At 45.8% G+C, this 22,914-nt stretch carries 28 protein-coding genes; 4 read left to right on the forward strand and 24 right to left on the reverse strand.

Annotated features, from left to right (window positions below; translation table 11 throughout):
- Positions 1-1,225: 1,225 nt before the first annotated feature.
- From ACVBJC_RS11930 to ACVBJC_RS11980, 11 genes are all read right to left on the reverse strand, one after another.
- Positions 1,226-1,510, reverse strand: a complete 285-nt coding sequence (locus tag ACVBJC_RS11930) for a hypothetical protein (protein ID WP_447160984.1) — start codon at positions 1,508-1,510, stop codon at positions 1,226-1,228.
- A 45-nt stretch (positions 1,511-1,555) separates the two neighbouring features.
- Entirely contained in the window at positions 1,556-1,996 is a 441-nt protein-coding gene (locus ACVBJC_RS11935; RefSeq protein ID WP_447160985.1) for a hypothetical protein, read from the reverse strand.
- A complete protein-coding gene (locus tag ACVBJC_RS11940) occupies positions 1,981-2,991 on the reverse strand; it encodes a flagellar motor protein MotB (protein ID WP_447160986.1) in 1,011 nt (336 codons plus the stop codon). Before ACVBJC_RS11940 ends, ACVBJC_RS11935 begins: the two co-directional genes overlap by 16 nt.
- Positions 2,991-3,848, reverse strand: a complete 858-nt coding sequence (motA, locus tag ACVBJC_RS11945; RefSeq protein WP_447160987.1) for a flagellar motor stator protein MotA — start codon at positions 3,846-3,848, stop codon at positions 2,991-2,993. Before motA ends, ACVBJC_RS11940 begins: the two co-directional genes overlap by 1 nt.
- 14 nt (positions 3,849-3,862) lie before the next feature.
- The gene (locus ACVBJC_RS11950) at positions 3,863-4,585 is read right to left on the reverse strand and encodes an RNA polymerase sigma factor FliA (protein ID WP_447160988.1); all 723 of its coding nucleotides are present in this window, start codon (positions 4,583-4,585) and stop codon (positions 3,863-3,865) included.
- Positions 4,586-4,596: 11 nt separating this feature from the next.
- Positions 4,597-5,052, reverse strand: coding sequence for a flagellar basal body-associated FliL family protein (locus ACVBJC_RS11955; RefSeq protein WP_447160989.1), 456 nt, complete (start codon positions 5,050-5,052; stop codon positions 4,597-4,599).
- A 14-nt stretch (positions 5,053-5,066) separates the two neighbouring features.
- On the reverse strand, positions 5,067-6,197 hold the full coding sequence (locus tag ACVBJC_RS11960) for a flagellar hook-length control protein FliK (RefSeq protein WP_447160990.1): 1,131 nt from the start codon (positions 6,195-6,197) through the stop codon (positions 5,067-5,069).
- Positions 6,190-6,516 carry a hypothetical protein gene (locus ACVBJC_RS11965; RefSeq protein ID WP_447160991.1) on the reverse strand — a complete coding sequence of 109 codons (327 nt, stop codon included), beginning with the start codon at positions 6,514-6,516 and terminating at the stop codon, positions 6,190-6,192. The genes ACVBJC_RS11960 and ACVBJC_RS11965 overlap by 8 nt, the downstream gene beginning before the upstream one ends.
- On the reverse strand, positions 6,485-6,865 hold the full coding sequence (gene fliS / locus ACVBJC_RS11970; RefSeq protein ID WP_447160992.1) for a flagellar export chaperone FliS: 381 nt from the start codon (positions 6,863-6,865) through the stop codon (positions 6,485-6,487). The genes ACVBJC_RS11965 and fliS overlap by 32 nt, the downstream gene beginning before the upstream one ends.
- Before the next feature lie 14 nt (positions 6,866-6,879).
- On the reverse strand, positions 6,880-8,265 hold the full coding sequence (gene fliD / locus ACVBJC_RS11975) for a flagellar filament capping protein FliD (RefSeq protein ID WP_447160993.1): 1,386 nt from the start codon (positions 8,263-8,265) through the stop codon (positions 6,880-6,882).
- 293 nt (positions 8,266-8,558) lie between these two features.
- Positions 8,559-9,374 carry a flagellin N-terminal helical domain-containing protein gene (locus ACVBJC_RS11980; RefSeq protein ID WP_447160994.1) on the reverse strand — a complete coding sequence of 272 codons (816 nt, stop codon included), beginning with the start codon at positions 9,372-9,374 and terminating at the stop codon, positions 8,559-8,561.
- Between the two features lie 246 nt (positions 9,375-9,620).
- On the opposite strand from ACVBJC_RS11980, the gene fliB reads away from it, so the two are divergent.
- The gene (fliB, locus tag ACVBJC_RS11985) at positions 9,621-10,796 is read left to right on the forward strand and encodes a flagellin lysine-N-methylase (RefSeq protein WP_447160995.1); all 1,176 of its coding nucleotides are present in this window, start codon (positions 9,621-9,623) and stop codon (positions 10,794-10,796) included.
- Between the two features lie 72 nt (positions 10,797-10,868).
- Here fliB and ACVBJC_RS11990 read toward each other — a convergent pair whose 3' ends face one another.
- From ACVBJC_RS11990 to ACVBJC_RS12045, 12 genes are all read right to left on the reverse strand, one after another.
- The gene (locus ACVBJC_RS11990) at positions 10,869-11,888 is read right to left on the reverse strand and encodes a hypothetical protein (RefSeq protein WP_447160996.1); all 1,020 of its coding nucleotides are present in this window, start codon (positions 11,886-11,888) and stop codon (positions 10,869-10,871) included.
- A 24-nt stretch (positions 11,889-11,912) separates the two neighbouring features.
- Positions 11,913-12,830 carry a flagellar hook-associated protein FlgL gene (gene flgL, locus ACVBJC_RS11995; RefSeq protein ID WP_447160997.1) on the reverse strand — a complete coding sequence of 306 codons (918 nt, stop codon included), beginning with the start codon at positions 12,828-12,830 and terminating at the stop codon, positions 11,913-11,915.
- 10 nt (positions 12,831-12,840) lie between these two features.
- On the reverse strand, positions 12,841-14,214 hold the full coding sequence (flgK, locus tag ACVBJC_RS12000; protein ID WP_447160998.1) for a flagellar hook-associated protein FlgK: 1,374 nt from the start codon (positions 14,212-14,214) through the stop codon (positions 12,841-12,843).
- Between the two features lie 51 nt (positions 14,215-14,265).
- Positions 14,266-14,679: a rod-binding protein gene (locus ACVBJC_RS12005; RefSeq protein ID WP_447160999.1), complete on the reverse strand. Its 414-nt coding sequence runs from the start codon at positions 14,677-14,679 to the stop codon at positions 14,266-14,268.
- Entirely contained in the window at positions 14,679-15,809 is a 1,131-nt protein-coding gene (locus ACVBJC_RS12010) for a flagellar basal body P-ring protein FlgI (protein WP_447161000.1), read from the reverse strand. The genes ACVBJC_RS12005 and ACVBJC_RS12010 overlap by 1 nt, the downstream gene beginning before the upstream one ends.
- 37 nt (positions 15,810-15,846) lie before the next feature.
- Positions 15,847-16,521 (reverse strand): flagellar basal body L-ring protein FlgH, encoded by a 675-nt coding sequence (gene flgH / locus ACVBJC_RS12015; protein WP_447161001.1) that lies wholly within the window; start codon positions 16,519-16,521, stop codon positions 15,847-15,849.
- A 65-nt stretch (positions 16,522-16,586) separates the two neighbouring features.
- Entirely contained in the window at positions 16,587-17,372 is a 786-nt protein-coding gene (gene flgG, locus ACVBJC_RS12020; protein WP_447161002.1) for a flagellar basal-body rod protein FlgG, read from the reverse strand.
- 38 nt (positions 17,373-17,410) lie between these two features.
- Positions 17,411-18,145 carry a flagellar basal body rod protein FlgF gene (locus ACVBJC_RS12025; protein WP_447161003.1) on the reverse strand — a complete coding sequence of 245 codons (735 nt, stop codon included), beginning with the start codon at positions 18,143-18,145 and terminating at the stop codon, positions 17,411-17,413.
- Positions 18,146-18,154: 9 nt separating this feature from the next.
- Complete coding sequence (gene flgE, locus ACVBJC_RS12030) at positions 18,155-19,363, reverse strand: flagellar hook protein FlgE (RefSeq protein WP_447161004.1); 1,209 nt, start codon at positions 19,361-19,363, stop codon at positions 18,155-18,157.
- Between the two features lie 20 nt (positions 19,364-19,383).
- Entirely contained in the window at positions 19,384-20,040 is a 657-nt protein-coding gene (locus ACVBJC_RS12035) for a flagellar hook assembly protein FlgD (protein WP_447161005.1), read from the reverse strand.
- Entirely contained in the window at positions 20,040-20,459 is a 420-nt protein-coding gene (gene flgC, locus ACVBJC_RS12040; protein ID WP_447161006.1) for a flagellar basal body rod protein FlgC, read from the reverse strand. Before flgC ends, ACVBJC_RS12035 begins: the two co-directional genes overlap by 1 nt.
- 6 nt (positions 20,460-20,465) lie before the next feature.
- Positions 20,466-20,816 (reverse strand): flagellar basal body rod protein FlgB, encoded by a 351-nt coding sequence (locus ACVBJC_RS12045; protein WP_447161007.1) that lies wholly within the window; start codon positions 20,814-20,816, stop codon positions 20,466-20,468.
- A gap of 99 nt (positions 20,817-20,915) precedes the next feature.
- Here ACVBJC_RS12045 and flgA point away from each other — a divergent pair, with 99 nt between their 5' ends.
- From flgA to flgN, 3 genes are all read left to right on the forward strand, one after another.
- On the forward strand, positions 20,916-21,647 hold the full coding sequence (flgA, locus tag ACVBJC_RS12050; protein ID WP_447161008.1) for a flagellar basal body P-ring formation chaperone FlgA: 732 nt from the start codon (positions 20,916-20,918) through the stop codon (positions 21,645-21,647).
- 102 nt (positions 21,648-21,749) lie between these two features.
- Positions 21,750-22,037: a flagellar biosynthesis anti-sigma factor FlgM gene (gene flgM, locus ACVBJC_RS12055; protein ID WP_447161009.1), complete on the forward strand. Its 288-nt coding sequence runs from the start codon at positions 21,750-21,752 to the stop codon at positions 22,035-22,037.
- Complete coding sequence (gene flgN / locus ACVBJC_RS12060; protein WP_447161010.1) at positions 22,030-22,488, forward strand: flagellar export chaperone FlgN; 459 nt, start codon at positions 22,030-22,032, stop codon at positions 22,486-22,488. The genes flgM and flgN overlap by 8 nt, the downstream gene beginning before the upstream one ends.
- An 11-nt stretch (positions 22,489-22,499) precedes the next feature.
- On the opposite strand, the gene ACVBJC_RS12065 is transcribed toward flgN, so the two are convergent.
- Positions 22,500-22,913 carry a hypothetical protein gene (locus ACVBJC_RS12065; RefSeq protein ID WP_447161011.1) on the reverse strand — a complete coding sequence of 138 codons (414 nt, stop codon included), beginning with the start codon at positions 22,911-22,913 and terminating at the stop codon, positions 22,500-22,502.
- Between the last annotated feature and the right edge of the window lies 1 nt (position 22,914).

Here is a 22,914-nt window from a genome sequence, read left to right on the forward strand (position 1 = left end):
AAGTGAAACGCAATATCGCCGATGGTAGTGTGGGGTCTCCCCATGTGAGAGTAGGTCATTTCCAGGCGCCAAATTATTCTCGAAAGAGAAGCGATAAATCCCCAGCACTCAGTGTTGGGGATTTTTTCGTTTTAGCCTTGAAAGAAAACCCCTCGAGCATGGGGCAAGCAAATAGCGCATGCACAGCATGCTACATTTCCAGGTGATAGTAGGGCGAATATCGTTTTAGCGATGTGTTAATGAGCGCGAAGCTGGCCATTTCCAGGCGCCACTTTTATTTTCACTTTTGTAAAAGAGAAGACAAAACAGTATTCTCGAAAGAGAAGCGATAAAGCCCGTTGCTAACGCAGCGGGCTTTTTTCGTATATGCGAACGCTGAAAATGTCGCACCGCCACTGAGCTTGACCTGACACTACACCCATGTGTTGCTTACATTCGGCACATCTCCCAGCTTTGTAAAAGGTTACTCGCGCTACAACGCACTTGAATGTGTTGTATTCAGATCAGGAGTTTTTCACTCTCATGTATTTGCTGCGCGAACTATAAGAGGTAATTTTTATGCATCCGTATAAGTGATGATTTCCACAACCATGTTCGTCGTAGACAATTTCCAGGGGCACTCAAGTTTAACTGTGAGTAAGCTATCTTATTAAGGTGGAGTATTTGTACAGGAAGTACTTATCCTTGAAGCCATGGCTGGCATTGGAGAGGATTTGGGTTTGGGCGTTTATAAAATAATGTAGGTGTATCTAATACCTATCAGTATAAACAATCAGTATAAAGGTGTGATCGCTCAGGCTAAAGCTCACCAGTAAGGAGTGTTTTAGCCTGCCTATACTTTTGCGTTGAAGCACTTCACAAGGGAGCAATTATTCCATTGTTAATTAATCTTAAATTGGTTTGCTAAATACCTTAAGTAGATCAATTTCTTATACTGGTCGATAGATACCGCTAAATAATCGCTGCGACTGTTATTTAGGTCATTATTTTTTAACAGCTTAAGGTTGAATCTAATCTTGTATACATAGCACTACTGCCACCTATAGATTGTGGTTTAAGCGAATAGTTTTGCATCATCAAAGTACATAGAGTTAAAAATGGAGGGTAAATACTGCTTAAAATAATCTAGTGGGAATAGAACTTCTATAAAGGTTTTGGTTGCGGCTTGTTGGTTGGCGTAGCCCGTTACATTGGTAACGGGCAGAATTAGGCTTAAACGGGAGAGTTAAAAGAAGAAGAAGTAGGCGATAAGAAAAAATGACAGTAAAGCACCAATTATTACTGGGTAGATCTGATATCCATCTTCTGCTCTACGTGCACGCCTAAAGCATAGGTTAACCAGTAATAAGTTAAACATGGCTACGATGACTGAAGTTGTTGCACCATGCTGGAATGACATCTGTTTAATCTCTACAATCAAATAGATTAAGATAATCCAATCGAACAAGATTAAATATAGGAAAAGCTTTTGTAAGGCATCGGGTCCTTTGCGCTCGTATGAAGCAGGCATTGTGATCTCCTTATTCGTCACTGAATACCTAATTTATTTAAACCACTACTTACGTGGTGACCGACTTAAACTATAGATTTTATTGATAATATAAAGTATTTGTTCTTCTTCCTGTAGCGCCCATTTAGCGCCAATAAAATTAAGCTTATGACTAATATTTTCTACATGCATCACTTGAATTGGAAAGTCTTCGCCATCAATGGATATGTAGATAGTTTGTTTGGCCTTTAAGTTACTGCGACTAATCAGCCCTGCGCCTCCTAAGCCAATATTTTTTATGTTAGCGATACCAAGCTTCTTACTTAGTAAGTAACCTTTTTTTAATAGAGAAACCGTAACGCCGTCACTGGCGAAAAGTATATCTTGTTGGTCATTATCTCTTAGGCTCATTCTTACGTATTGTCGGCTTTCTTTTCCTGGTTTCTGTATCTTTACTTCTTTATCCGCAGGAATAAATTCACCGACTGTAACTATTGGCTCGTCCATAGCTGCGGGTATCTCGTCCGTGGTTGATTGGCTTCGGCAATGTTTTTGGCTTGCTGGACGTTATCATTCGGGGTTGCTGGCTGTATTGGCTGTCCCATCATCTGGCGTAGTTGATTTTCAGCATCAGAGGTCATGACTAACACTTCAATACGCCTATTTGCAGCAGCTGCAGTATCATCAATGATGTACGGGGCCTGGTCTGCCATGCCTGTTACCTGAATGATTTGATTACGCTTAAGGCCGCCATATTCAAGTACCCGCCTCGCTAAAAGAGCGCGATTACTGGATAGTTCCCAGTTGGTGAATGTCTTACCGGCATAAGGGCTTGAATCAGTATGGCCTGAAATGGTGATCTTATTTTCTACCTGACTAAGTAGTGGGCCAAGGGCCATTAGCAGATCTTCAAAGTAAGTTTTCATCTCCGCACTACCACGGGTGAACATAAACTGATTTATATTATCGTGCATTAAGATGCGCACCCCCTGCGGGACGACTTGCAGCTCAACATTGGCGCCCATGCTCACATCTGTGATTACCTTGTCGATTTCTTTTGCTAAGAATTCAAGCTGTGCTTGAGTTTCAAACTTACCAGGAACCAAGGAGTTTAGCTCTGGCCCTTTTCCAGCTTTAGCATTTTCAGTACCTTGTGGAATACGGTTATGCATAGCTGGGCCACTGCGTTCAACGCCACTAGAGCTTGCAGGTAATACGGCTTGTTGTATAGCTATACTCCCTTGAAAGTCGAGCATCGAAGGTGCACCACTTAAGTTGAAAGGGTTAATTGAGCCATTATCGTAAAGATCACCATTAAGGTATTGCACTATCATAGTACGTTCTTGCTGATCGGCTATCTGCATGATCCATAAAACCATGAATAGCGCCATCATGGCTAAGGTAAAGTCAGCAAATGCCACTTTCCAAGCGCCACCATGACCGGCTTTAGCCTTGGAGCGCTTTTTGCGTCTAATGACGATAGGCTCAGGTCTAATTGCCATTAGCTTTTTTGCTCCACCAACCAACGTTCAAGTTCGATAAAGGTTGGACGGTTTTCACTTTGGATCTGTTTACGTCCAGCATCGATAGCAAGCATTGGTGGTTTGCCTTTAGCGAAGGCGGTTAGCATCGCTGCTACGCATCGCATCTGGGCCGATTGACGTTCGACTAAATGCTCCATTGCCTTGGCAAGGGGGTCAAATATGCAATAACAAGCGAAGATCCCGATAAAGGTTCCAACCAGCGCGGCGGCAACTTTTACACCAATCATCGTGATTGGGCCATCGATATTCGACATGGTGATGATAATCCCCATTACCGCGGCAAGAATACCAAAGCCTGGCATGGCTTCTGCGACTTTACCGAGTGCATGGGAAGGACGCATTCTATCTTCATCTATGCGGTGGATCTCTTCTTCGAGCATATGTTCTAGATCATGAGGAGATAGCTTACCTATTGATTGTAATCTCAGGTTATCAATGAGGAAGTTAAGCACGTTAGGGTGTTCAAGTACCGCTGGATACATTAAGAACAGTGAGCTCTCTCTTGGTTTTTCGACATGGTCATCCAGTACTCGCAGCCCTTGAGACTGGATCTGTGACATTAACATGTTCATTAAACCAAATAGTTGCGGGTAAAGGTCAGGGTCTTCTTGTTCGACCTTTACTAGATCTTTGAGCTGCTGAGACATCTCTTTCAGAACCGGCTTAGGGTTAGCGATAATAAGCGCACCGATACCTGCACCAAAGATAATCAGGATTTCGGCTGGTTGCCAAAGGGAAATTAATGCTCCCCCTGCCCACACATATCCACCAAAAACTGACAAGAGAATTATTACTAGCCCAAACAGTTTACTCATACTACCTCACCTGCTTACCGTTCCCATTGTTTGTAGATGTTCTGAAGCTGTTTGACTGCTTGTTTGTGCAGCTGGCAAATACGCGTTTCAGTCAGTCCCAAGGTTGCGGCAATTTCTTTTAAATTGAGTTCATGTTGATAGTAAAGCGACAGGATCAGCTGTTCTCTTTTGTTTAATTTTGAAATAGCTTGGAATAAACACTCTTTTGCTGAAAATTGCTCCAATATGTCATTGTTATCGACAAAGTTTCCGCCTTCGCTTATGAGTTCATCTAGGCTGCGCATCGATTCTGACTGGGAGGCAAATAAGCGCTCTCGGTATTCTGTTTCACTCAATCCCATGGCTTCAGCGACCTCTTTGTCACTTGGCTCTCTTTCCAATAAGCGGGTGAGCTGACGCACGGTGTCGTTAAGTTCGTGAGCTTGCTGTCTTACAGGCCGCGGTCGCCAATCTTGGCGGCGTAGCTCATCTAAAATCGCGCCGCGGATCCGCTGGCCCGCAAAAGAAAGGAAGCCATTATCATATTCTCCAGGGTAACGCCTAGCTGCCTCTAGTAATGCCATCATGCCTATCTGCTCCATATCTTCAATGGCCAGAACAGAGCCACAATGGCTTCTTAGTTGCGATACGGAGCGCTTTACTAAAGGCAGATATTGCACCATCACCTTACTCTCGGATAGACGGTTAACAGCGATATCTTCAGACACTTCTTGATAGGCAGATTGTGCAGCATTCATAGCATAGGCCTTTATTGAATAACCATGCGAGTAAACAGTACGTCATCAAGTTCGATGGCGAAGTTATTTTCTTCCAGTACTGCAGATAACACGTTATGAGCTTCTTGTTGTAGGGGCTCAAATTGTTTTGCACTATTAAGTTCATTGAAATGTTTGTTTGAGAACATCTTCATTAATGAATTTTTGATAACTGGGTCGGCTTGCTCAATGATGCTTGCGACATTATTTGAGCGGCTTTTAAATGCCATTTCTAGTAATAAATAGTGAGGGTATTCATCTCCTGGAATAGAGATGACAAACTTATCTAATGGATAGAATTGTGCCGATTTAACTTCTGGTTCTTTTTCTACAAAGGGGCCGCCAATGAGTGTCGGTGATTGCCAACCAGCCCAAAAAATACCCGCCGTCCATGCAATGATAAAAAGAAAAAGACTGATCCGTTTGCTGCTGTTTTTAGTTAAAGGCATAAGTTGTTCCTTAGTTATGCGAGTAGATCAACCTGATCTTGTTGAGATGTATCAGCGGTTGAATGTTGGGCCTCATGAAAACTTTCAGCCGCTATCGCCGATTGAGATGAGCCCTGTGGTTGCTTCTGTTGCGACTCACCTTGGCTAATATCGACATCAATTTGTCCACCATGATCCATGGCTAATTCAGCCCGAAGTCGATCGAGTCCCATTAATAGGGCATCTCTTACTGAGGGGTTAGCTGCATGCATTTGAATATGTAGCCGATCACCATCTAGGCGCACATTAAGTTCAATCTTGCCTAGCTCTGGCGGGTCGAGCCTAATTTCAGCTTGTTTGATCTGTTGATCGATTTGGAACCTTAGTTGTTCTCTAAGTGGCGAAAGCATTTCGTGGCTCTGCTGCAGTAAGGGCGCAGACTGCGATACCGAAACGGGCCCCCACTGTGCAACAGTGTTGTGAGTACGAGAGCTGACAGTAGCTTGAGCAGAATCGATAGCGTCGATGCCTGCGCTTTCTATCAAGCTCGGAGCAAATGTGCTCGACACCTGCTGGGTGGCAGCTTGAAAGCCTGAATAGTGAGTAGCGCTATCAGGTTTGAGCATACCAGTCGCTAACGACAAATGAGTATTGGCAGGCTGAGTCCCGTTTATACCCGCAACAAGCTCTTTTATTGCTGTGGACTGAACTGAATGTAATGGAGCTGATTGAACCGCCGTTGTGACCTGTGATGTAGGGTTGGCGATAGCCTGGCTAACATTATGCGTGGCTAATGGATTAGCATTTAATGTTTGTTGGTTAAGCGGAAATGTCGCGCTGTAATGGCCTTTATGTTCTATCGACGGATTGCTAGCCGCTTGTGTGAATGAGTCGATTGATAGCTGCGTGTTGCTATAGGCCGTTTGCTGCTGTAGTTGGCCCAATGGCTGGCTCAGATCGCTTACTGTGCCAGCAGAAATTGCTGGCACAGTACCAGAAAGTGATTGCTGCAACGGCTGAATTAGCGAAAACAGTAAAGGCTCTGATCCGCTAGGTAGCTCGGCCTCCTCAGAGTAATGGCTAGCGCCGTGGGCCCTTATTGCACTTGGCTGTGTAGAGTTTGTCGATGCGCTGACAAATGTGCTTGGAAGTACAGGGCTAGTCATTGTTTACTCCACCACTGACGCAGGTCAGTTGGTAGGCGGCTAGGCCATCTTGTTGCTGTTTAAATTGACTCATCTCTTGTTTCAGTTCGTCTTGAGCTTGCGCGAGTTGTTTAAGTATTTTTTGATGGGTGTTAGCCAAGGATTGACGCGCAAGTAGTTGCGATCGACTACTTGGTTTGCCAGCCATTTTTAGTGCAGCAGTCATCTTGTTATTCACTATGACCAGTTTTTCCCAGTTTTGAGCGCTCGCATAGAATTGCAACGCTTTTTCAAACTGTTGCCACTGCTCAATTGAGATTGTCCCAACCTGCTCTGACATCGGTAATTACCTTGGTAATGGGTTCTAGGGCGGTAACGCTGTTTTCAACACTTGCGATTACCAGCTGGCGACTGCAATAGTCATAAAGACGGTTTAGCCCTGTGGCCACTTCGCCGCCATTTTCGATATCGAGCATGGAATCGAGTCCATGCACAATATTGAGGCACTTGTTGATACTCTGACCTTTATCTTCAAAGCTCCTGCGCTGCATAAAGCCGCTAGCACGCTGGATCTCTTCTAATAGACCGTCGAGAAGCATTCGTACCATCTCGTGAGGGTTCGCAGCTGCGGCTCTAGCATTCAAAGAGGTTTGCTTATAAGCATTAAAGGGATCGTGCTCGTTCAACATTTTTTAGTATTTCCTTAATAAAACAGTGCGCTAGCTGAGTTGAGTTGGCTAATAGTGGCTTCCATTGCGGTAAATTGAGCCAGATAAATTTGATACCTTTGTTCCATCTGTCTGTCGTGATTATCCATACTGGTTTCGACTCGCTCGATCTGTTTCTCAAGGTTGTCTTGCTTGAGATCCATCGAGCCTTGGAACTTGGTGAAGGGGTCGATGATGGTATCGAGCCTGTCTATATAGCTGCCAGAATCGGTAAACATGGCTTGTATCGCGTCAGGATCATCTTTTAGTGCTTTAGATAACTTATCTTTGTCAATGTCGAGTTTGCCGTCACGGCCCATTTCTACACCGATGTCAGATAGACGCATACCGTTTGGCGCCACATCAAAAATGGCATCACGCATATTCTGTTGCAGCATTCGAATACTCGAATCACCCTTGAGTACGCCTAGCTGATCTTCGGTAATTGAAGAGTTGAAGTCATCATCTTCGTCTTTATCTTCATCTTCATCACTGTCGCTGTTATCGTCATTCTCATTATTAAGATCATCTAAGGCTTCACTGCCCATGGAGCGAGTTAACTTATTTATTTCGTCCATCAAGTCATTGAAAATATCAACAAAATCTTCAATTGCTTGTTCGCTGGAGTCAGTATCAGATTTGATCTTAATGCTACTGCTTTCACCTACTGCGTGGACTTTATTAAGTTCAATAGAGACACCATCAATAACGTTAGTTAAATTGTTACTGCTGCTCTGAATATCTATGCCGTTAAGGGTCGCCAGCGCATCTTGCGCCGCTTTTCGTTCGGTCATGCCCCAGTCTGCACCGTCCATCTTGACGTCAATGGCGTTTGCTTCACCCGTCTCTTTTGAGGTCAGCATCAATTCGACTTGGCCACCCGTTCTGACCAAAGATGCTTGCACTCCCGGGTTAGCTGAATGGTTATTGATGGCATCCCGTAGGTCGGTAACAGTCTTTGTGCCATCGGCATTGAGCACTGCCATGTCGATCTCTATGGTGTCAGCTGCGCTAGGACCAACTTGAATGCTTAGCATGCCCGTTGTCGGTAGGACTTCAGTTTCGCTGGCAAAGCTCTTGGTTAATTGGTGTGCCTGGGCTAGTTGCTTAACATGCAGATCATAGTTACCGGTAGGTGCGCCACTTTCGACCGTGATTGAGGCATTATCATCACTAATGGTTGAGGTTTTGCTCTCGAAAGCGTCACCATCAATTGTCTCTAGTTTGCTGGTCATGCTATTTAGACTACGCTCGAGGATCTTATAGGCATCGAGTTGCGACTCATATTTGGTCATATTGCTTTCAAATATCTGATCTTTACCCATGCGTTCTGCGACGATAAGCTGTTCGGCGAATGAGGCGCCACCCATACCTGAAATCATTTGATCCTCCAATCTTGCTGTAATGCAATTGGCAATCTTTGTGCCAATAGTTAAGTATATGTTTTACATGTTCTTTAAATCTTTAGCTGCATGTGGCGGATTAACTTTCCTTCCGTTACTAACGCTTAAAGGGAAGTACTGCTTCCGCTTGCGACTATTGCACTATGTTCACTACAACCATGTAATAAGTAAGGCGACCTCAAGCTAGGGGCACTGAAGTTTTGCGGGGAATTTGTTGCCAAAAAAAAGGGCCCGAAGGCCCTTGATAGAAAGTTGGGAGAATGGGGGGAAGATTAGCCCAATAGACCCATAACCAAACCAGTGTTTTGGTTTGAAGAAGACAGGATGTTAGTACCGGCTTGAACGAGTAGCTGGTTTTTGGTCATCGCTGCCGTTTCTACCGCAAAATCGGTATCCATGATACGACCAGCAGCCGCTTTAGTATTTTCGGTAACGTTAGTTAGGTTAGATGCTGTGTGACCTAGGCGGTTAATGCTAGCACCTAGGTTAGAACGCTCAGTACCTACGGTGTCAATAATCTTATCAACGTTGTCAATTTGAGCTTTAGCTGTTGCAGAATCTGTAATTTCGCCAACAAAAAGAGCTTTAACATCAGCTACTTTAGTTGTAACCGTTAGCTGCTCTGAAGCTGTGTTTGAGGCGCCGATCTGGAAGCCAACACCTTTATCTAGTTCAGTGAATAGCTTGTTTCCACCGTATTCAGTGCTGTCGATAATACGATTAGCCTCAGCGTTAAGTTCTTTATATTCAGCACCTAGTGCTTTGATGTCTTCTGCTGAGTTCACGCCGTTAGCTGCTTGCGTCGCTAATTCTTTTTGACGAGAAGCAATGTTGTTTAGCTCATCTAGTGCGCCATCGGCAGTTTGTAGCATAGAAGTCGCGTCAGACACGTTACGGCCAGCTGTTTCCATACCTGTTACGTTAGCGTTTAGGCGAGTCGCAATCTGTAGACCCGCAGCATCGTCAGACGCACTGTTGATGCGAAGACCTGTAGATAGACGCTCCATAGCGTTGCTAAGTAGGTCGTTATTTTTAGTGACAGCATTTTGAGCGATGTTAGACGCGTTGTTTGTCATTACAGATAACATAGGATATTCCTTTGAGTTTTACTGATTGTTTGGTTTCTATAATCTTAAAACGACGCGCTAAATGAAAACTGAAAGCAATTGGTGATTTAATTTGTTGCTTTAAGTTTATCTGTATGAATATTAAGGATTAAATATTTTTAATTATAATTGGTGAATGACAAAAAAGACTTTAGTTAATCGGTGTTTTGGTCGCTCTTAATAAGCATATCTAGGCTTGGCCAAAACTTGATAATAAAGAGAGCAATAATGAAGCATTCACTCATTAGACCCAGTTTCGTCACTAACTTCAGCTGTATTGGCGGCGAGTGTGAAGACAGTTGCTGTTATGGCTGGAATATCCATATTGATAAGCAGAGCTATAAAAAAACCTTGGCACATAGCGAGCTTAAGGTTTTGGCTAAAACGGCACTGAAAAAGGTCAAAAAGAGTGATCAGGTGTGGGCTCAAGCGGTATTGAATGAAGAGGGGGCATGTGGCTTTTTAGATGACAATAAACTCTGCCAAATTCATGCTAAGGCCGGGGAGGCATTGCTGAGTAATACTTGCAAGACCTATCCAAGAATGTCGCATATGAGGGGTGGGGATCGCTATGACAGCCTATCATTATCTTGCCCTGAGGCAGCGAGAAATATTTTGCTTCGACCCGATGCATTTAGTTTGCAGCGAACAGCAATTAATCATCATCGTAGCTACAAGGCGACACCACTTTGGGCCCAAAAAGCTTATGATTATTCAATTCAATTACTGTTAAAGCCTGAACAACCGCTGGAACTCGGTCTTACCGCTATCGGTATTTTGATGAATACTGCAGATAAAGCGGCTAAAGGGGAAGTTGAAAGTAGTGCTCTCGATAGTATGTTTCAGCAGCTTGTTATTTTAAGTGATAACGGTCAGCTTAAGCAGCATTTCGAGGGCTTTAATCAAGATACAGATACACACCAAATGCATGCATTTACCTCCATTCAATTGTGGTTGAATACCAATAAAGTGAGGCGAGGTCGGAGTCGGTTTGAGCTAATAAACCAAGCTATTTGCTCAATGGCAGATGAGCATGAAAACATTAGTATGAGCAGTATTAATCAAGCTTGGAAAGAGATAGCTGAACCTGCAATAGGTGGCCAACAAGAGTTATTTAGTCGTTATCTGCTTTATTACTTTTACCATATGAGTTTCCCCCAGGTTGATAAGCTGACACCATCGCAAGCCTTTAGGGTGATGTTGTTAGATTTCTTTATGTTGCGTTGTTATTTAGCCGTGATTGCGTCTAAAAACAATGGCTTGTCTGAGCATGACATCATCATGTGTTTTCAGGTTTACCACACCAATAGGCAGCATAAAGCCAACTATAGTCAGTATGCTATTAATCTTTTAGATGAAGCTAAATTTGATGATTTAGCTTCAATACTGACCTTGTTATCGTAATCTTTTCCGCTCATGGTTTTTTCGATGATAGTTTAGTTTGTGAGGCCATGGTTTTGGCCTCACCTCACTCAACTAAGATAATAATGCGGATACCTGAGGACGGGTAAAGTTTGCCTGTGCCATCAGTGAAGTCACTTGTAGGCTAAAAGGCGAGGACTGCATTAGCTCGGATACTTGAGTCAAAGTGGCTTCAAGTTCTAGTCCAGCATCTTTGTGAAGGTTTACTTTTTGTAGTTGCAACTTGAGGTGTTGCTGACTGGCATTGAGCTCTTGTAATTGGGACTCAACTTTATGGCGTGATTTTGCTATTTTGGCCAGAGATTGCTTGATTTCAGTTTGGCTGTTGAAGCGCCACTCTCTAGGATCTTGCCAATTAAGCTCCTCACTGACCTTGATGGTTCTAGCGTCACCGGCGGGTAAACGCTGCCCTTGCCCGGTCATCATTAATCCTGACTGAACCTGCTGCCATTGCTGCTTACTGCTCTTGAAGATAAGCTTACCGTCGTTATTCCTCACCGCCTGCATGTCTATAGGTTTTAAGGCGTTATTGAGTTGGTTAATCAGCTCCATAGGTTGAGCATTTGCGGGTAATAGAACTCTTATCGACTCATTGCCAATTTGCATATTAAGCTGCTCATCTCGGAGTTTTACAGCAGCTAAATCTACCGATTTCAAGCTAAAGCAGTATTGACTTGCTGGTCTTTGGGGCGAGATAAGATTGAGCTGATGATCGATCAGAGGCTTACCTTGATAGCTTACCTCTAATTGGGCTAACTTTTGTTGTAGCTGCTGAATACGACTAAATTGCTCAGTCCCTGTATTCGTCGACAAGGATTGCTGACCATGGCCTTGCAACTGCTTAAGTAGGCTTTGTACTTGCTGCAGCCCCTTTTCTGCGACTTGTGAAGCACTGATCTTATGTTGACCCTGTGTCACTTTCGCCCACTTACTATAGCTCTCTAATCTGTGGGTAGGAATGCTAGCAACGTTTGCTTTGGTTTGCTCTTTAACTGGTAGCTGCACGCTAGCAGTGGGCGCAACCGTCTGGCTGCGCTGCTGTACATTAAGTGCGTCTGAAATCCCGTTGAGCATTGACTTCTCTTAAGCTGGTTAAAATTATATATGGTTAAAAAGTGACAGTTGCGATACCTGTACAAAGGTTTGCTGCGTCACTTTTAGGGTTGTCAGCTTTAAGTTGAACTCCGCTGTGGCTTGAGCATAATCTAAGCCTTCAGTTTCACCTATCACTTCTTTATTAAATAGTACCCGTTCTTCGTGCGAAGCTTGCACTAAGCTCAAGGTATTCTGCTTGCCACCAATATCGGTGATCGCCGAGCTGATGCTGGTCAGAGTGTCATCTAAGCTAGTTTGCATGTCGGTGGCAGCTTGACTAAATACAGGATCGCCAGGGGAAAGCGTCGGGTCTTCGAGTGCTGCGATAAAGTCTTTAGTTTGATTCAGAATATCGGTGCTACCGTTAGAAAAAATAAAATCTGCAGCGGTGCTGTTCGCTGTCATCCAAGACGAACCAGAGGTTTGTACTTCTCGAGTATTGGTATCTCCCTGATAAACATAGTTACCACTGGCGTCTTTACCGATTGGAGGCGTATCAGTTTTGTTGCCTGAAAAAAGGTAGTTACCCGCTTCGTCTTTAGCGTTAAGGGTGTCGGCAAAGGCTTCCAGTAGCTCGTTCATCTCGGCGGCATAAGCCGCTCTATCTTCAGGAGACAAACTGCCATTATTGGCTGATACAGTGATTTCACGCATACGCCCTTGCAGCTCGACCATGCTCGACATATAGGTTTCAGAGCGACTAAAGCTGGTACTTAACGACTCGGTATTTTTAATGTACTGATTAGTCGCAGCCATATCTCGCTCGTTGCCCATCACCCTTACTGAGCCAATAGGGTCATCAGATGGGCGTAGAATTGATTTGGCAGTGGACATCATCTCGTTGATTCTGGCGATATCGGCAGTGGAGTTCTGCAGACTCTGTAAATTACTGCTATAGAGATTAAGCATACTTACGCGCATGAAGAGCTCCTTAAATACTGTTCAAAATGGTTTGAAATAGCTGATCGGCAGTCGAGATAACTTTGGCATTGGCTTGGTAAGACTGCTGATAGATGATGAGGTTAACGCCCTCTTCATCCATATTAACGCCACTGGTGCTGGCCCATTGTTTTTGGGCTTCAAGTTGGAGGGTTTCAGCCGTGTCTTTAGACATCTTAGCTTGGCGAGAGGCCGAACCTAGCTCTCCAATCTTACTGGCGAACGCATCGCCCATGGTGGTATCGACACCCATGGAGCTAAAGGTAAAACTCTTGTTAGCGATTTCGACCAGTTCCTTAAGGTTGCTGTTATCCCCAGGTGTCCCGTCTTTACCAAAAGCCAGCATGTCAGCGTTAAACCCCGCAGTCATCTTTAGACTACCTGCTGGGTTTGTTGGGTCGTAAGTGAACAAGTTTTGGGTTGGTGTATTACCATTTAAATCGGTACCGCCAGCAAGCACGGCATTAAATTCATCAGCCATGGCCATGGCCAGCTCATCGATGAAAGCCATCGAGTCGACCATGCTATTATCACGATAGTCGATCAGTGCGCCCAAGCTACCACCGGCGGTTTCATCAAGTGGAAAGCTCGATTGTCCGAACTGAATGCTTAGCTGACTAAACTTGGGATTAGCCGGATCGGGAGTAACCTGGACCTTTGAGGCAATTGTGCCAGATAACAGAGGCTGACCTTGGGCTAGCGAGATGTTGATCATGCCACTAGAGTCTTCAACCACATTGATATCTACAATCGCTGACAGATCATCGATAGCGGCATCTCGCGCATCGAGTAACTCTAAAGGCACGTTGCCAGAAGCGTTTGATGATTGTATTTCAGCGTTAAAGCTCGCGATAGTTTTTAGTTGAGCGTTGATCTCTTTAGCTGAGGCGCCAATCTGGCCTTCAACTTGACTTACTTGAGAGTTCAAGCCTTCACTAATGGAGTTGAAACGTTGAGTCAGCGCTTTAGCTTCGTTGAGTACACCTTGGCGATGAGCTATCTCGCTAGGCTGTTCCATCGCCGAGTTTAGTGAGGCAAATAATAGGTCTAGACCGGCTGAAATACTGTTACCTTCAGAGCCAAAAATCTGCTCTACTTGGCCTAAATAGCTCGATTGAGTCTGAGCAAAGCCTAGGTTGCTGGTGGTGTTCCATAACTGCGCGACTTCATATTGATCCGATATCCGGCGCACACCGTCGACCATCACGCCTGAACCACTGCCGTAGACACCATTACCAACAGAGCTAAGCATCACTTGCTGACGAGAATATCCTGGCACCATGGCATTGGTGACGTTATTGGAAGTGGCTGTTAGGGCTGCCATGCTGGCATTAAGCCCCGACATACCAATGTTGAGCATGCTCATCTTGAATCCTTATCTCTATCGTTTTAAATGATGGCTAATCAGCAGCGTCATTTACTCTTGCGGTTTAGTCATAAATGGCAATATTAAAGCGGGTTGCATCGCAACTGTATTGGGAGTGCCATTCGATTGATTATTAGAGGCGACCATCTCTGGCTCAGACTTAAGTCCCGCTGACAATTGTTTAGTCATCACCTCCGCAAGCCCGGTGTTTTGCATCTGACTTAAGCGTCCAGCGAGCTCGGCATCATGCCAGTCACGGTACATACCATCATTTTGTGAAGAGAGCGGGCTGTCTTTATCGGCCATTGCATCGGAGGCGCTACGCATCTGTTTTAAGACGGTTTGCAAAAACTGGGCTTCAAACTGTTGGCTAACAAGTTTAAGGGCACCGTGTTCACCGTTTGCTTTAATTAGTTCACCCGCATCGAGTTGATTGAGGTAACTATGGTTATTGTCGAGTTTCATTAAATCACCACTAATTCGGCTTCAAGCGCGCCCGCTTCATTTAGCGCTTGTAATATTGCCATTAGATCCATCGGGGAGGCCCCTAAACTATTTACTGCGCGAACAATATCATTGAGGGCGGTACCTTCAGGCCAGACGAACATATGGCTATTGCCTTCATCAATATTGACTTTGCTGTCGTTTGTTACAACCGTTTCACCCTGTGCTTGGCCTAGGTAGGCCCCATTAGGTTGGCTAACAAACTCTTGTTCAACAATGGTCACAGTGAGGTTGCCATGACTGACAGCAGCTTTACGTACCACCACATCGCCGCCCATAACCACGGTGCCGGTACGGCTGTTAAATACCACTCGTGGGGATTTACGACCTTGCTCAATTTGCAGCTCTTCCAGCATAGACATAAAGGTGACGCGTTGGCGGTTCGAGCTAGGCGCTCGTACGATTACCTTTGCGCTGCTATCGGCTTCAGCGACATCGGGGCCGAATAGCTCGTTGACTGCACGCTCAATATTGCGGGCAGTTTTAAAACTAGGGTCGATTAAGTTAAGGACAATGTGCTCGTTTTCATTAAAGCTACTGTGCATTGCAGCTTCTAACAGAGCACCGTTAGGTATATTCCCGACCGTCGGTACATTAATAGTGATTGAGCTGCCGTTGCGTCCTTGTGCCGAAACACCACCGACAACTAAGTTGCCTTGAGCGACGGCATAAACTTCGCCATCGACGGCGCGCATTGGCGTCATCAATAGCGTACCGCCACGTAGGCTTTTAGCATCACCGAGTGATGACACGGTAATATCTAATGTTTGTCCAGGGCTTGCTAGTGGCGGTACGGTGGCGTGAACCGCAACCGCGGCGACGTTTTTCAGTTTCGGGTCGGTCTTGTCATCAATCTGCACCCCAAATTGTTTAAGCATGTTAACGATAGACTGACTGGTAAAGCGGACTTGAGTACGGTCACCTGTACCGTCTAGACCCACGACTAGACCATAACCAACGAGTTGGTTGTCACGGATCCCTTGCACATCGACAATATCCATCAGATAGCGGTGCTGAACCTGTGCCTTAACTGGAAGTAAAGGTGATAAGCCGAGCAACATACTGAGCATAAAGATGGCTATTTTTTTCATTCACACAATCCTGACTTTTGAATATTCAAACAAACGATTACAAGGGAAACCAAGGGCTATTGAAGTAGCGAGCGGCCCAGCCCATGCGATTACTATCTGAGATAGCGCCTTGGCCACCATAAATGATTCGTGCATCGGCGATACGTTGTGATGAAATGGTGTTGTCGTTGCCAATATCGTCGGCGCGGATTAGCCCGAGTAAACGCAGGTACTCATCGCCTTGGTTTAAACGCAACCACTTCTCGCCGCGGATCAACAAAGCGCCATTAGGTAGTACCTTAGCGACGGTCACCGTGATAGATCCTGATAACTGGTTCTGTTGAGTGCTTGAACCTGTACCGTTAAAAGAGCGCCCCATATTGGCTTCACCGCTGCCAGCAATACTGCTTGTGCCCGTAGTGCCTTGGCCGTCAATTGATACACCGCCTGATTTACTGGTTTTAGTGTCGGCGCGTTTACTCGAATAGGTTTTTTCATCCAGCGCCACGGTGAGAATGTCACCCTCACGATAGGCGCGCTTATCTTTAAATAGCGTCAACATAAAGCCTGGACGATAAACACTGCCGTTCTCAGCTGGTGGTAGGCTGTAATCAATTTCTGGCGGCGCCCACTCTGGGTTTCCTGGTGCGGTATCTGGTTCGGGGATGTGCGCGGCACAGCCTGATAGCAGTAATGTTAAGCCTACGCAAAAGCTTAGCCATAGTGATTGCATGCTGGAGCCCTTTTCGAGTGTTGTTGGTTGATAAGCCATGGTTGAGCCAGTCAATAAAGCGCTGGTTACAGCGCTTGGTTGAGGAACTTAAGCATGTCGTCTGAGGCCGACACGACTTTGGCGTTCATTTCGTAGGCGCGCTGAGTTGAGATCATTTCGACCATTTCCTCTACGACGTTGACGTTAGCGCCTTCTAGTGCTCCTTGGCGTATTTGGCCTAGAGCTTGGTCACCTGCAATACCTTCAACCGCTGCGCCAGATGCGCCAGTTTCACGATACAGGTTATTACCACGGGCTTCGAGTCCGGCTGGATTGGTAAAATTAACCAAGGTGATCTGGCCTAATTCTTGTGAGTCGGTTTGGCCTGCCATCTGGGCAGAGACGATGCCGTCACTGGCGATAGTGACATTGAGTGCGTCTTCTGGGATCTCAATATTGGGTGCTAGCGGTAAACCTTGAGAGGTCACCATAAGACCTTCGCTGTTGCGATAGAACTGGCCGTCACGGGAGTAGCTTAACTCACCATTGGCTTCTTCAATTTGAAAAAATCCTTGGCCTTCAATCGCCAAATCGAGTTGTTGATTAGTGGTGAGCATGTCACCCGAGGTAAAGACTTTTTGGGTACCCGCAACACGAGTACCGGTACCGAGTTGCAAGCCTGATGGTAGCTCGTTTTGCTCATCGACTTGACCGCCAGGCTGGCGCTGTACTTGATAGAACAGGTCGTTAAAAGCAACGCGGTCGCGCTTAAAGCCTGTGGTATTAACGTTTGCCAAGTTGTTGGCAATGGTGGTCATCTTGGTATCTTGGGCGGTTAAACCGGTTTTACTGACCCATAAAGCTGATTGCATCTGTTTTTCCTTTAAAGTCTAGGCTTTAAAAAATTGGTCTACGCATCACGTAGCAAGCGGTTGCCTGCTTCTGCGAGTTTTTCGGCGCTCTTCATCAGTTTGACCTGTACTTCAAACTGACGGCTCAAATCCATCGCGGCGATAAGTTCGCCCACGGCTTGGACGTTACTGGCTTCGAGAAAACCGCTGCTGACAGTCACTTCATCACTAGCTGGTAACGGTTGGCGGTCGGCGGTATACAGCAAGCCATCTAGGCCCTTGCTCATCAGGCCAATATCGGGATTAACCAGCTTGAGCTGGCCAACTTCTTCGATAATGCCGCCTTCATCGGCAATAATGCTGAGTCTGCCGTCATCGCCAACAAAAAGTTCGCGGTATTCTGGCAGTACGATAGGACCGTTGACACCAGCGACAGGGCGGCCATCTAAGGTGAGCTGGCCGTTGGCATCGGGGGTGATGGCACCTGAGCGGGTATAACCTTCGCCTTCAGCTGTCATCACTGAGAACAAACCTGCATCGTTGATGGCGAGATCTAAGGTTCTACCTGTAGGGTTCATGGCGCCACTTTGCAGATTGAAACCACTGCTCTGGGTTTGGGCGAGCACACGTGTCTGTAAGCTATTACCTGTCGGGGCAATAGTCATGGCATTAACGCGCTCTAAGTCAGCTTTAAAGCCTGTGGTATCAGCGTTGGCGAGGTTGTTGGCGCGGATCGCTTGCGCCTCCATCACTCTGGCGGCGCCTTTTGCTGCTGTATATATCATTCTGTCCATGAGTCAGCCTTAAATCGCGTTTAGCAAGGCTTGTTGCATGGTGGAGTTAGTATCTAACACCTTGGCATTCGACTGATAGTTACGCTGCGCCGTCATCAAGTTAACCATTTCGGCGGTTTGATCGACGTTTGAACCTTCAAGGTAACCGCCCGCAATTGAACCTAAGGTGCCGGTAGTTGGTGTGCCTATGATTGGCTGACCCGCAGCATTCGTTGCAGCCCAAGCATTGTTACTCTGAGGAATTAAGCCGTTAGGGTTATTGAAATCAGCTAGAACGACTTGGCCTTGTAACTGCTCTTGACCGTTGGTGTAAGTTCCGTAGAGCATGCCGCTTTCATCTAAGCGAATACCATTTAGCTCACCAGAGGTGTAACCGTTTTGGCTAAGGCTTGAGTTGTTATAGTCAGAAGCGTATTGAGTGCTCTTGTTATAGCTCAGCGCTAGGCTCATGTTTGAAGCACCGCCAATAATATTTGGGTCGGTGATATTGAGCGTCAGATCTTTACCTGCGGTTAGCATACCGTCTGAGTCGAAACTTAGCTGGTGGCCACCTGCTGGAGTCACATCTGTGTCGCCCATCATGTAGTGTACAGACCAAGAGTTGTCAGCGGTCTTAACGTAGTATTGGGTCAGAGCATGCTCGTTACCGAGTGAATCATAGGCTGTTACAGTGCTTGAAGAGTGATAGGTCGAAGCATCATCTGAGTCGAACGGGGTTGTTGCAGGGTCAATCTCTTCGACTCTAGCATCTAAGTTAGAGATCAAGCCAATGGTTGAGGTCGCTTGGGCAGGTAGGGCTCCGGCTTGTACTTGTAGGTCGGTAACGTTACCTGTCTGCAGATTACCAGCAGCACTCACTGAGTATCCCTGTAAACGGTTGCCTGCAGGGTCAGTAACAAAGCCATCAGCATTTTGGTTAAACATACCGGCTCTTGAGTACATGGTGCTGCCGTCTTGGCCGCTTAGCATAAAGAAACCATCGCCTTGAATACCCATATCTAGTTGGCGACCAGTGTAAGTTAAGCTACCGCCAGCACTGAAGTTTTGGCTGGTATTCATTACGTTCACACCGCCAGCTTGACCGCCATTGTAAATGGCTGAAAACTCACTGCGACCACTGCGAAATCCGATGGTAGATGAGTTAGCAATGTTATTACTGATAGTGTTTAGATCTTGTGTGGTTGCTTGTAAGCCGCTTAACGCAATATTGAAAGACATCGATCAATCCTTTAAACCAATTATGAAACTTCAGAGATTTCAAGCACCGAAATCGTGCCTAGACCATTACCGAGCTCAGCCATCATCATTCCTGATGCGCTGATGAAATGTATTTTTTCGATTTCAGCTTTTACGAAGGTATCAGCTGTTTTACTGACTTCTCCAGCCGTGGTGTTAGCCACAATGCTGTATTCACCTGCAGGCAGTTCTAATGCTTGTGGGTCGATAGTGAAACTGCGATCGCCCGCTTCTTGTGGGCCCATTTCTAAGCTGTGTACCACCTCACCGTGCTCATCGACGATATCGATACTCAAGTTTTCAACCGAGCTGTCGAGATAGACTTTGCCGTCGATAGGAGTGCCGTCGAGGCTAAACTCAGAGGCGGGTACCATGGCATCTTTACCGACAAGCTGTGCTGACTGCACAATACCTAGGTTTTCCATGATCACCATTTGCGTCGATTGGTTAGCACGCATCTGCTCAAGACTTTCAACTTGAGAAAATTGAGCTAGTTGACTGACATATTCAGTACCATCAATCGGATTGGTTGGGTCTTGGTTTTTAATTTGAGCAATCATCAAGGTCATGAATTCGTTCTTGATAGATGCAGAGTCATTCCCCGGTGAATTAACGACGTTATTGGTATTATTGGTGCTTGCTGTATTGGTAACGTTCATTATTTCGCTCCTAGCTGCAGTAAACCTTGCTGCATTGAGCGGGCGCGGTTCATGATTTCAACATTGGTTTCAAATGAGCGACTCGCCGCCATCATGTCTGCCATCTCTTCAATGGTATTGACGTTGGAGTAAGCGACATAACCTTGCTCATCGGCATAAGGGTGATCGGGTTCATAGCGAAGATCCAGCGGCGCATCAGATTGCACTATGGCAGATACTTCCACATGAGCACCGGCGACTTGACCTTCTTGAGTCTGTTTATAGATGGTCGAGAATACAGGCTTTAATGCGCGAAATGCTTCATCTGGACTTTCTGCAGCGGCCCCAGCATTGGCTAAGTTACTGGCAACCGTATTAAGACGAATGGTTTGGGCGTTCATTCCCGCCCCCGCAATCTGGTAAATTTCTGCAAATGACATAAGAGGTTATTGACCTTCGATAGCGGTACGTAAGCCAGAAATCTTCATATTGAGGAAGGTTAGGCTGGTTTGATAATCCATGGAGTTTTGCGAGTATCTTGCCTGCTCTTTTCCTAGTTCGACCGTGTTTTGGTCGGCTGATGTTTGATAAGGCACGCGATAACTGGCTTGATAATTTCGGTCTGGAGACATACCGGCGTTGATCTGCAACATCACATTTTTGAAGTCGAGATCTCGCGCCTTGTAGCCTGGAGTCTCTGCATTGGCCAAATTACCAGCCAGCATCTTGCTGCGCTCGACTCTGAAATCTAACGTGTGCGGGTGAATGCCCAATGCGGCATCAAGGTTGATAGCCATTACGACTCCTAGTATGGTGTATCCAGTTTAATTACTGCTTGACTATTCAATTAGTGTGCCAATAGTTTTAGGTGAGGTTTTTCAATGGTTTGCATAAATGTGCGGCGCAAGATCGGAACCTGTGTTTCCTGCTTCCTCCTGTGTATTTCCGGTTTGTTTCCGCTGTTAAGTACCGCACAAACTGCGCTGGACGCACCGCAGCAAATAGATCAGGCATTTAGTCAGTTGTTATCTACAGAGTTAGAGTTATGGCAACAACAAGCCGGTTTAACTCAGCTAAGTTCTGATATTAAGATCAAGATACCCTCGGGTGCGAAGAGGTTAGAGCTTTGCCCTTCAAAGCTCATCATCGATGTCGGTTCTGGTATCCCTTTGGGCAATGTGCAGCGTAAGGTGAGTTGTGATGTTCTGGGCTGGAGTCTTTATGTTCGAGCGTCGGTAAGCGTTAGTGTAAAAATCCCCGTCGCCAATCGGGTGCTTAAGCGTGGGGAGCATATCTTGACCGCAGATATCGATTGGAAGGTGATTAAGTTGCGGCCATCTGATAGAGATTTAGTGACGGTTTTTGATGAAATTGTTGGTCGGCAGGTTGTGCGCAAGGTGCGTCGTTATCAGCCGATCAGGGCGTTGCAACTGAGTGCACCTCAGTGGGTCAATATTGGTGACCGAGTCATTATCGAAGCGAGAAGCAATGGTTTCTACGCCAACATGCCGGGCGAGGCGTTGGAAGGGGGCGGTGAGGGGGAGGCGATTCGGGTTAAGAACCTTAGCTCTGGCAAGATCATCTCCGCTTATCCGGTTGCTAAGGGACGGGTCGCAACGCAGTTTTAATGCCCTGATGGTGTAACGATTTATTAAATCGCGCTGCTATTTCAGAATGGGCTGTATGGTGTCGCTTTACTTCCTATAGTAGGCGTATTTGAGGCAGGCATTATGGAAATAAACAAGATAAACAGCACAATCAATGCTGAAATGGGCACAAGTAAGAGCAAGACTCAAAGCTTGCTCCAGCCGCAAGAGAGCCCCGTTTCTGCACAGATAAAACCTCAGCAAGAAGTGAGTGCAGACTGCAGGTTGATTGAACACAGTCAGCATCGCCTTGAGCAGTTGCCTGACTTTGATCTCGCCAAAGTTGCAGAGGTGCGTCAGTCGTTGATCGATGGCAGTTTTGACCTCGATCTTGAGAAGTTAACCGATGCTATGGTGTTACAGCATGGGTGAGTCGAGTCAGAGCATCAGTAAGCGAGAGTTAGTGCAGGGAATAGTGCGCGGCATTCGCCAAGATATTGAAGGCTATAAGCAGCTTAAAAGTCTGTTAAAGCGCCAACGAGAATTGATGCAACGTCGAGATAATGCGGGTCTTAAGCATCATAATGAACATCAATCGAGTTTGTGCGATAGCTTAATGAATAAGGCCAGCGAACGACGTAGGACCTTACAAAAATTAGGTTTTGCGGGTAATGCCAGTGGCATGGTGGCGCTAATTGCTAAGCTGCCTCCGTCGTCATCGGTGCAGGTGTCTATGTTGTGGGAAAATTTACTGTTGTTGGTGAAAGAGAGCCAGCAGGTGAATGAAGCCAACGGTAAGTTATTAGTGTCTCAGCAAGAGATTATTAACCAATTGCTGCAGCGCGAAAATGACAGTGCTATCGATTACGGCAATATACGTTAACCGCCAGTTTATTAGCGGGTCGCATAGCGCGCTGCTAGATCATCTAATTGTTTCTGCTCTTGCTTTTGCTGTAATAGATCACGCTGAAGCAATCTTTCTTTGTATAACCATTGTAAGCCTTGCTGGCGACCGAGCTGTTTACGCCAAAGCAGATGCATTCTTTGTTGCTCTTGTTGCAGTAATAACTGCTTGCGAGTTAATTGTTTCAACATGGGTTCGATGGCTTGGATCATCTGTGCGCTATTTTGCAGCATCATTACCGTACCGCCAGTAATATTGACTTGAGTGTAGTCGGTGACCATCTGTCCAAGCTGCAGCTTTTGCTGTGCTATGGTGTCTATCTTGCTCTGCGCTGCATTTCGCTGTAGCCCAAGTTGGCTGAGTTTTTTCTCTTCTTGCTGACATAATCTGAGTAATTGCTTCATC

Source organism: Shewanella sp. 0m-6 (genome assembly GCF_052977325.1).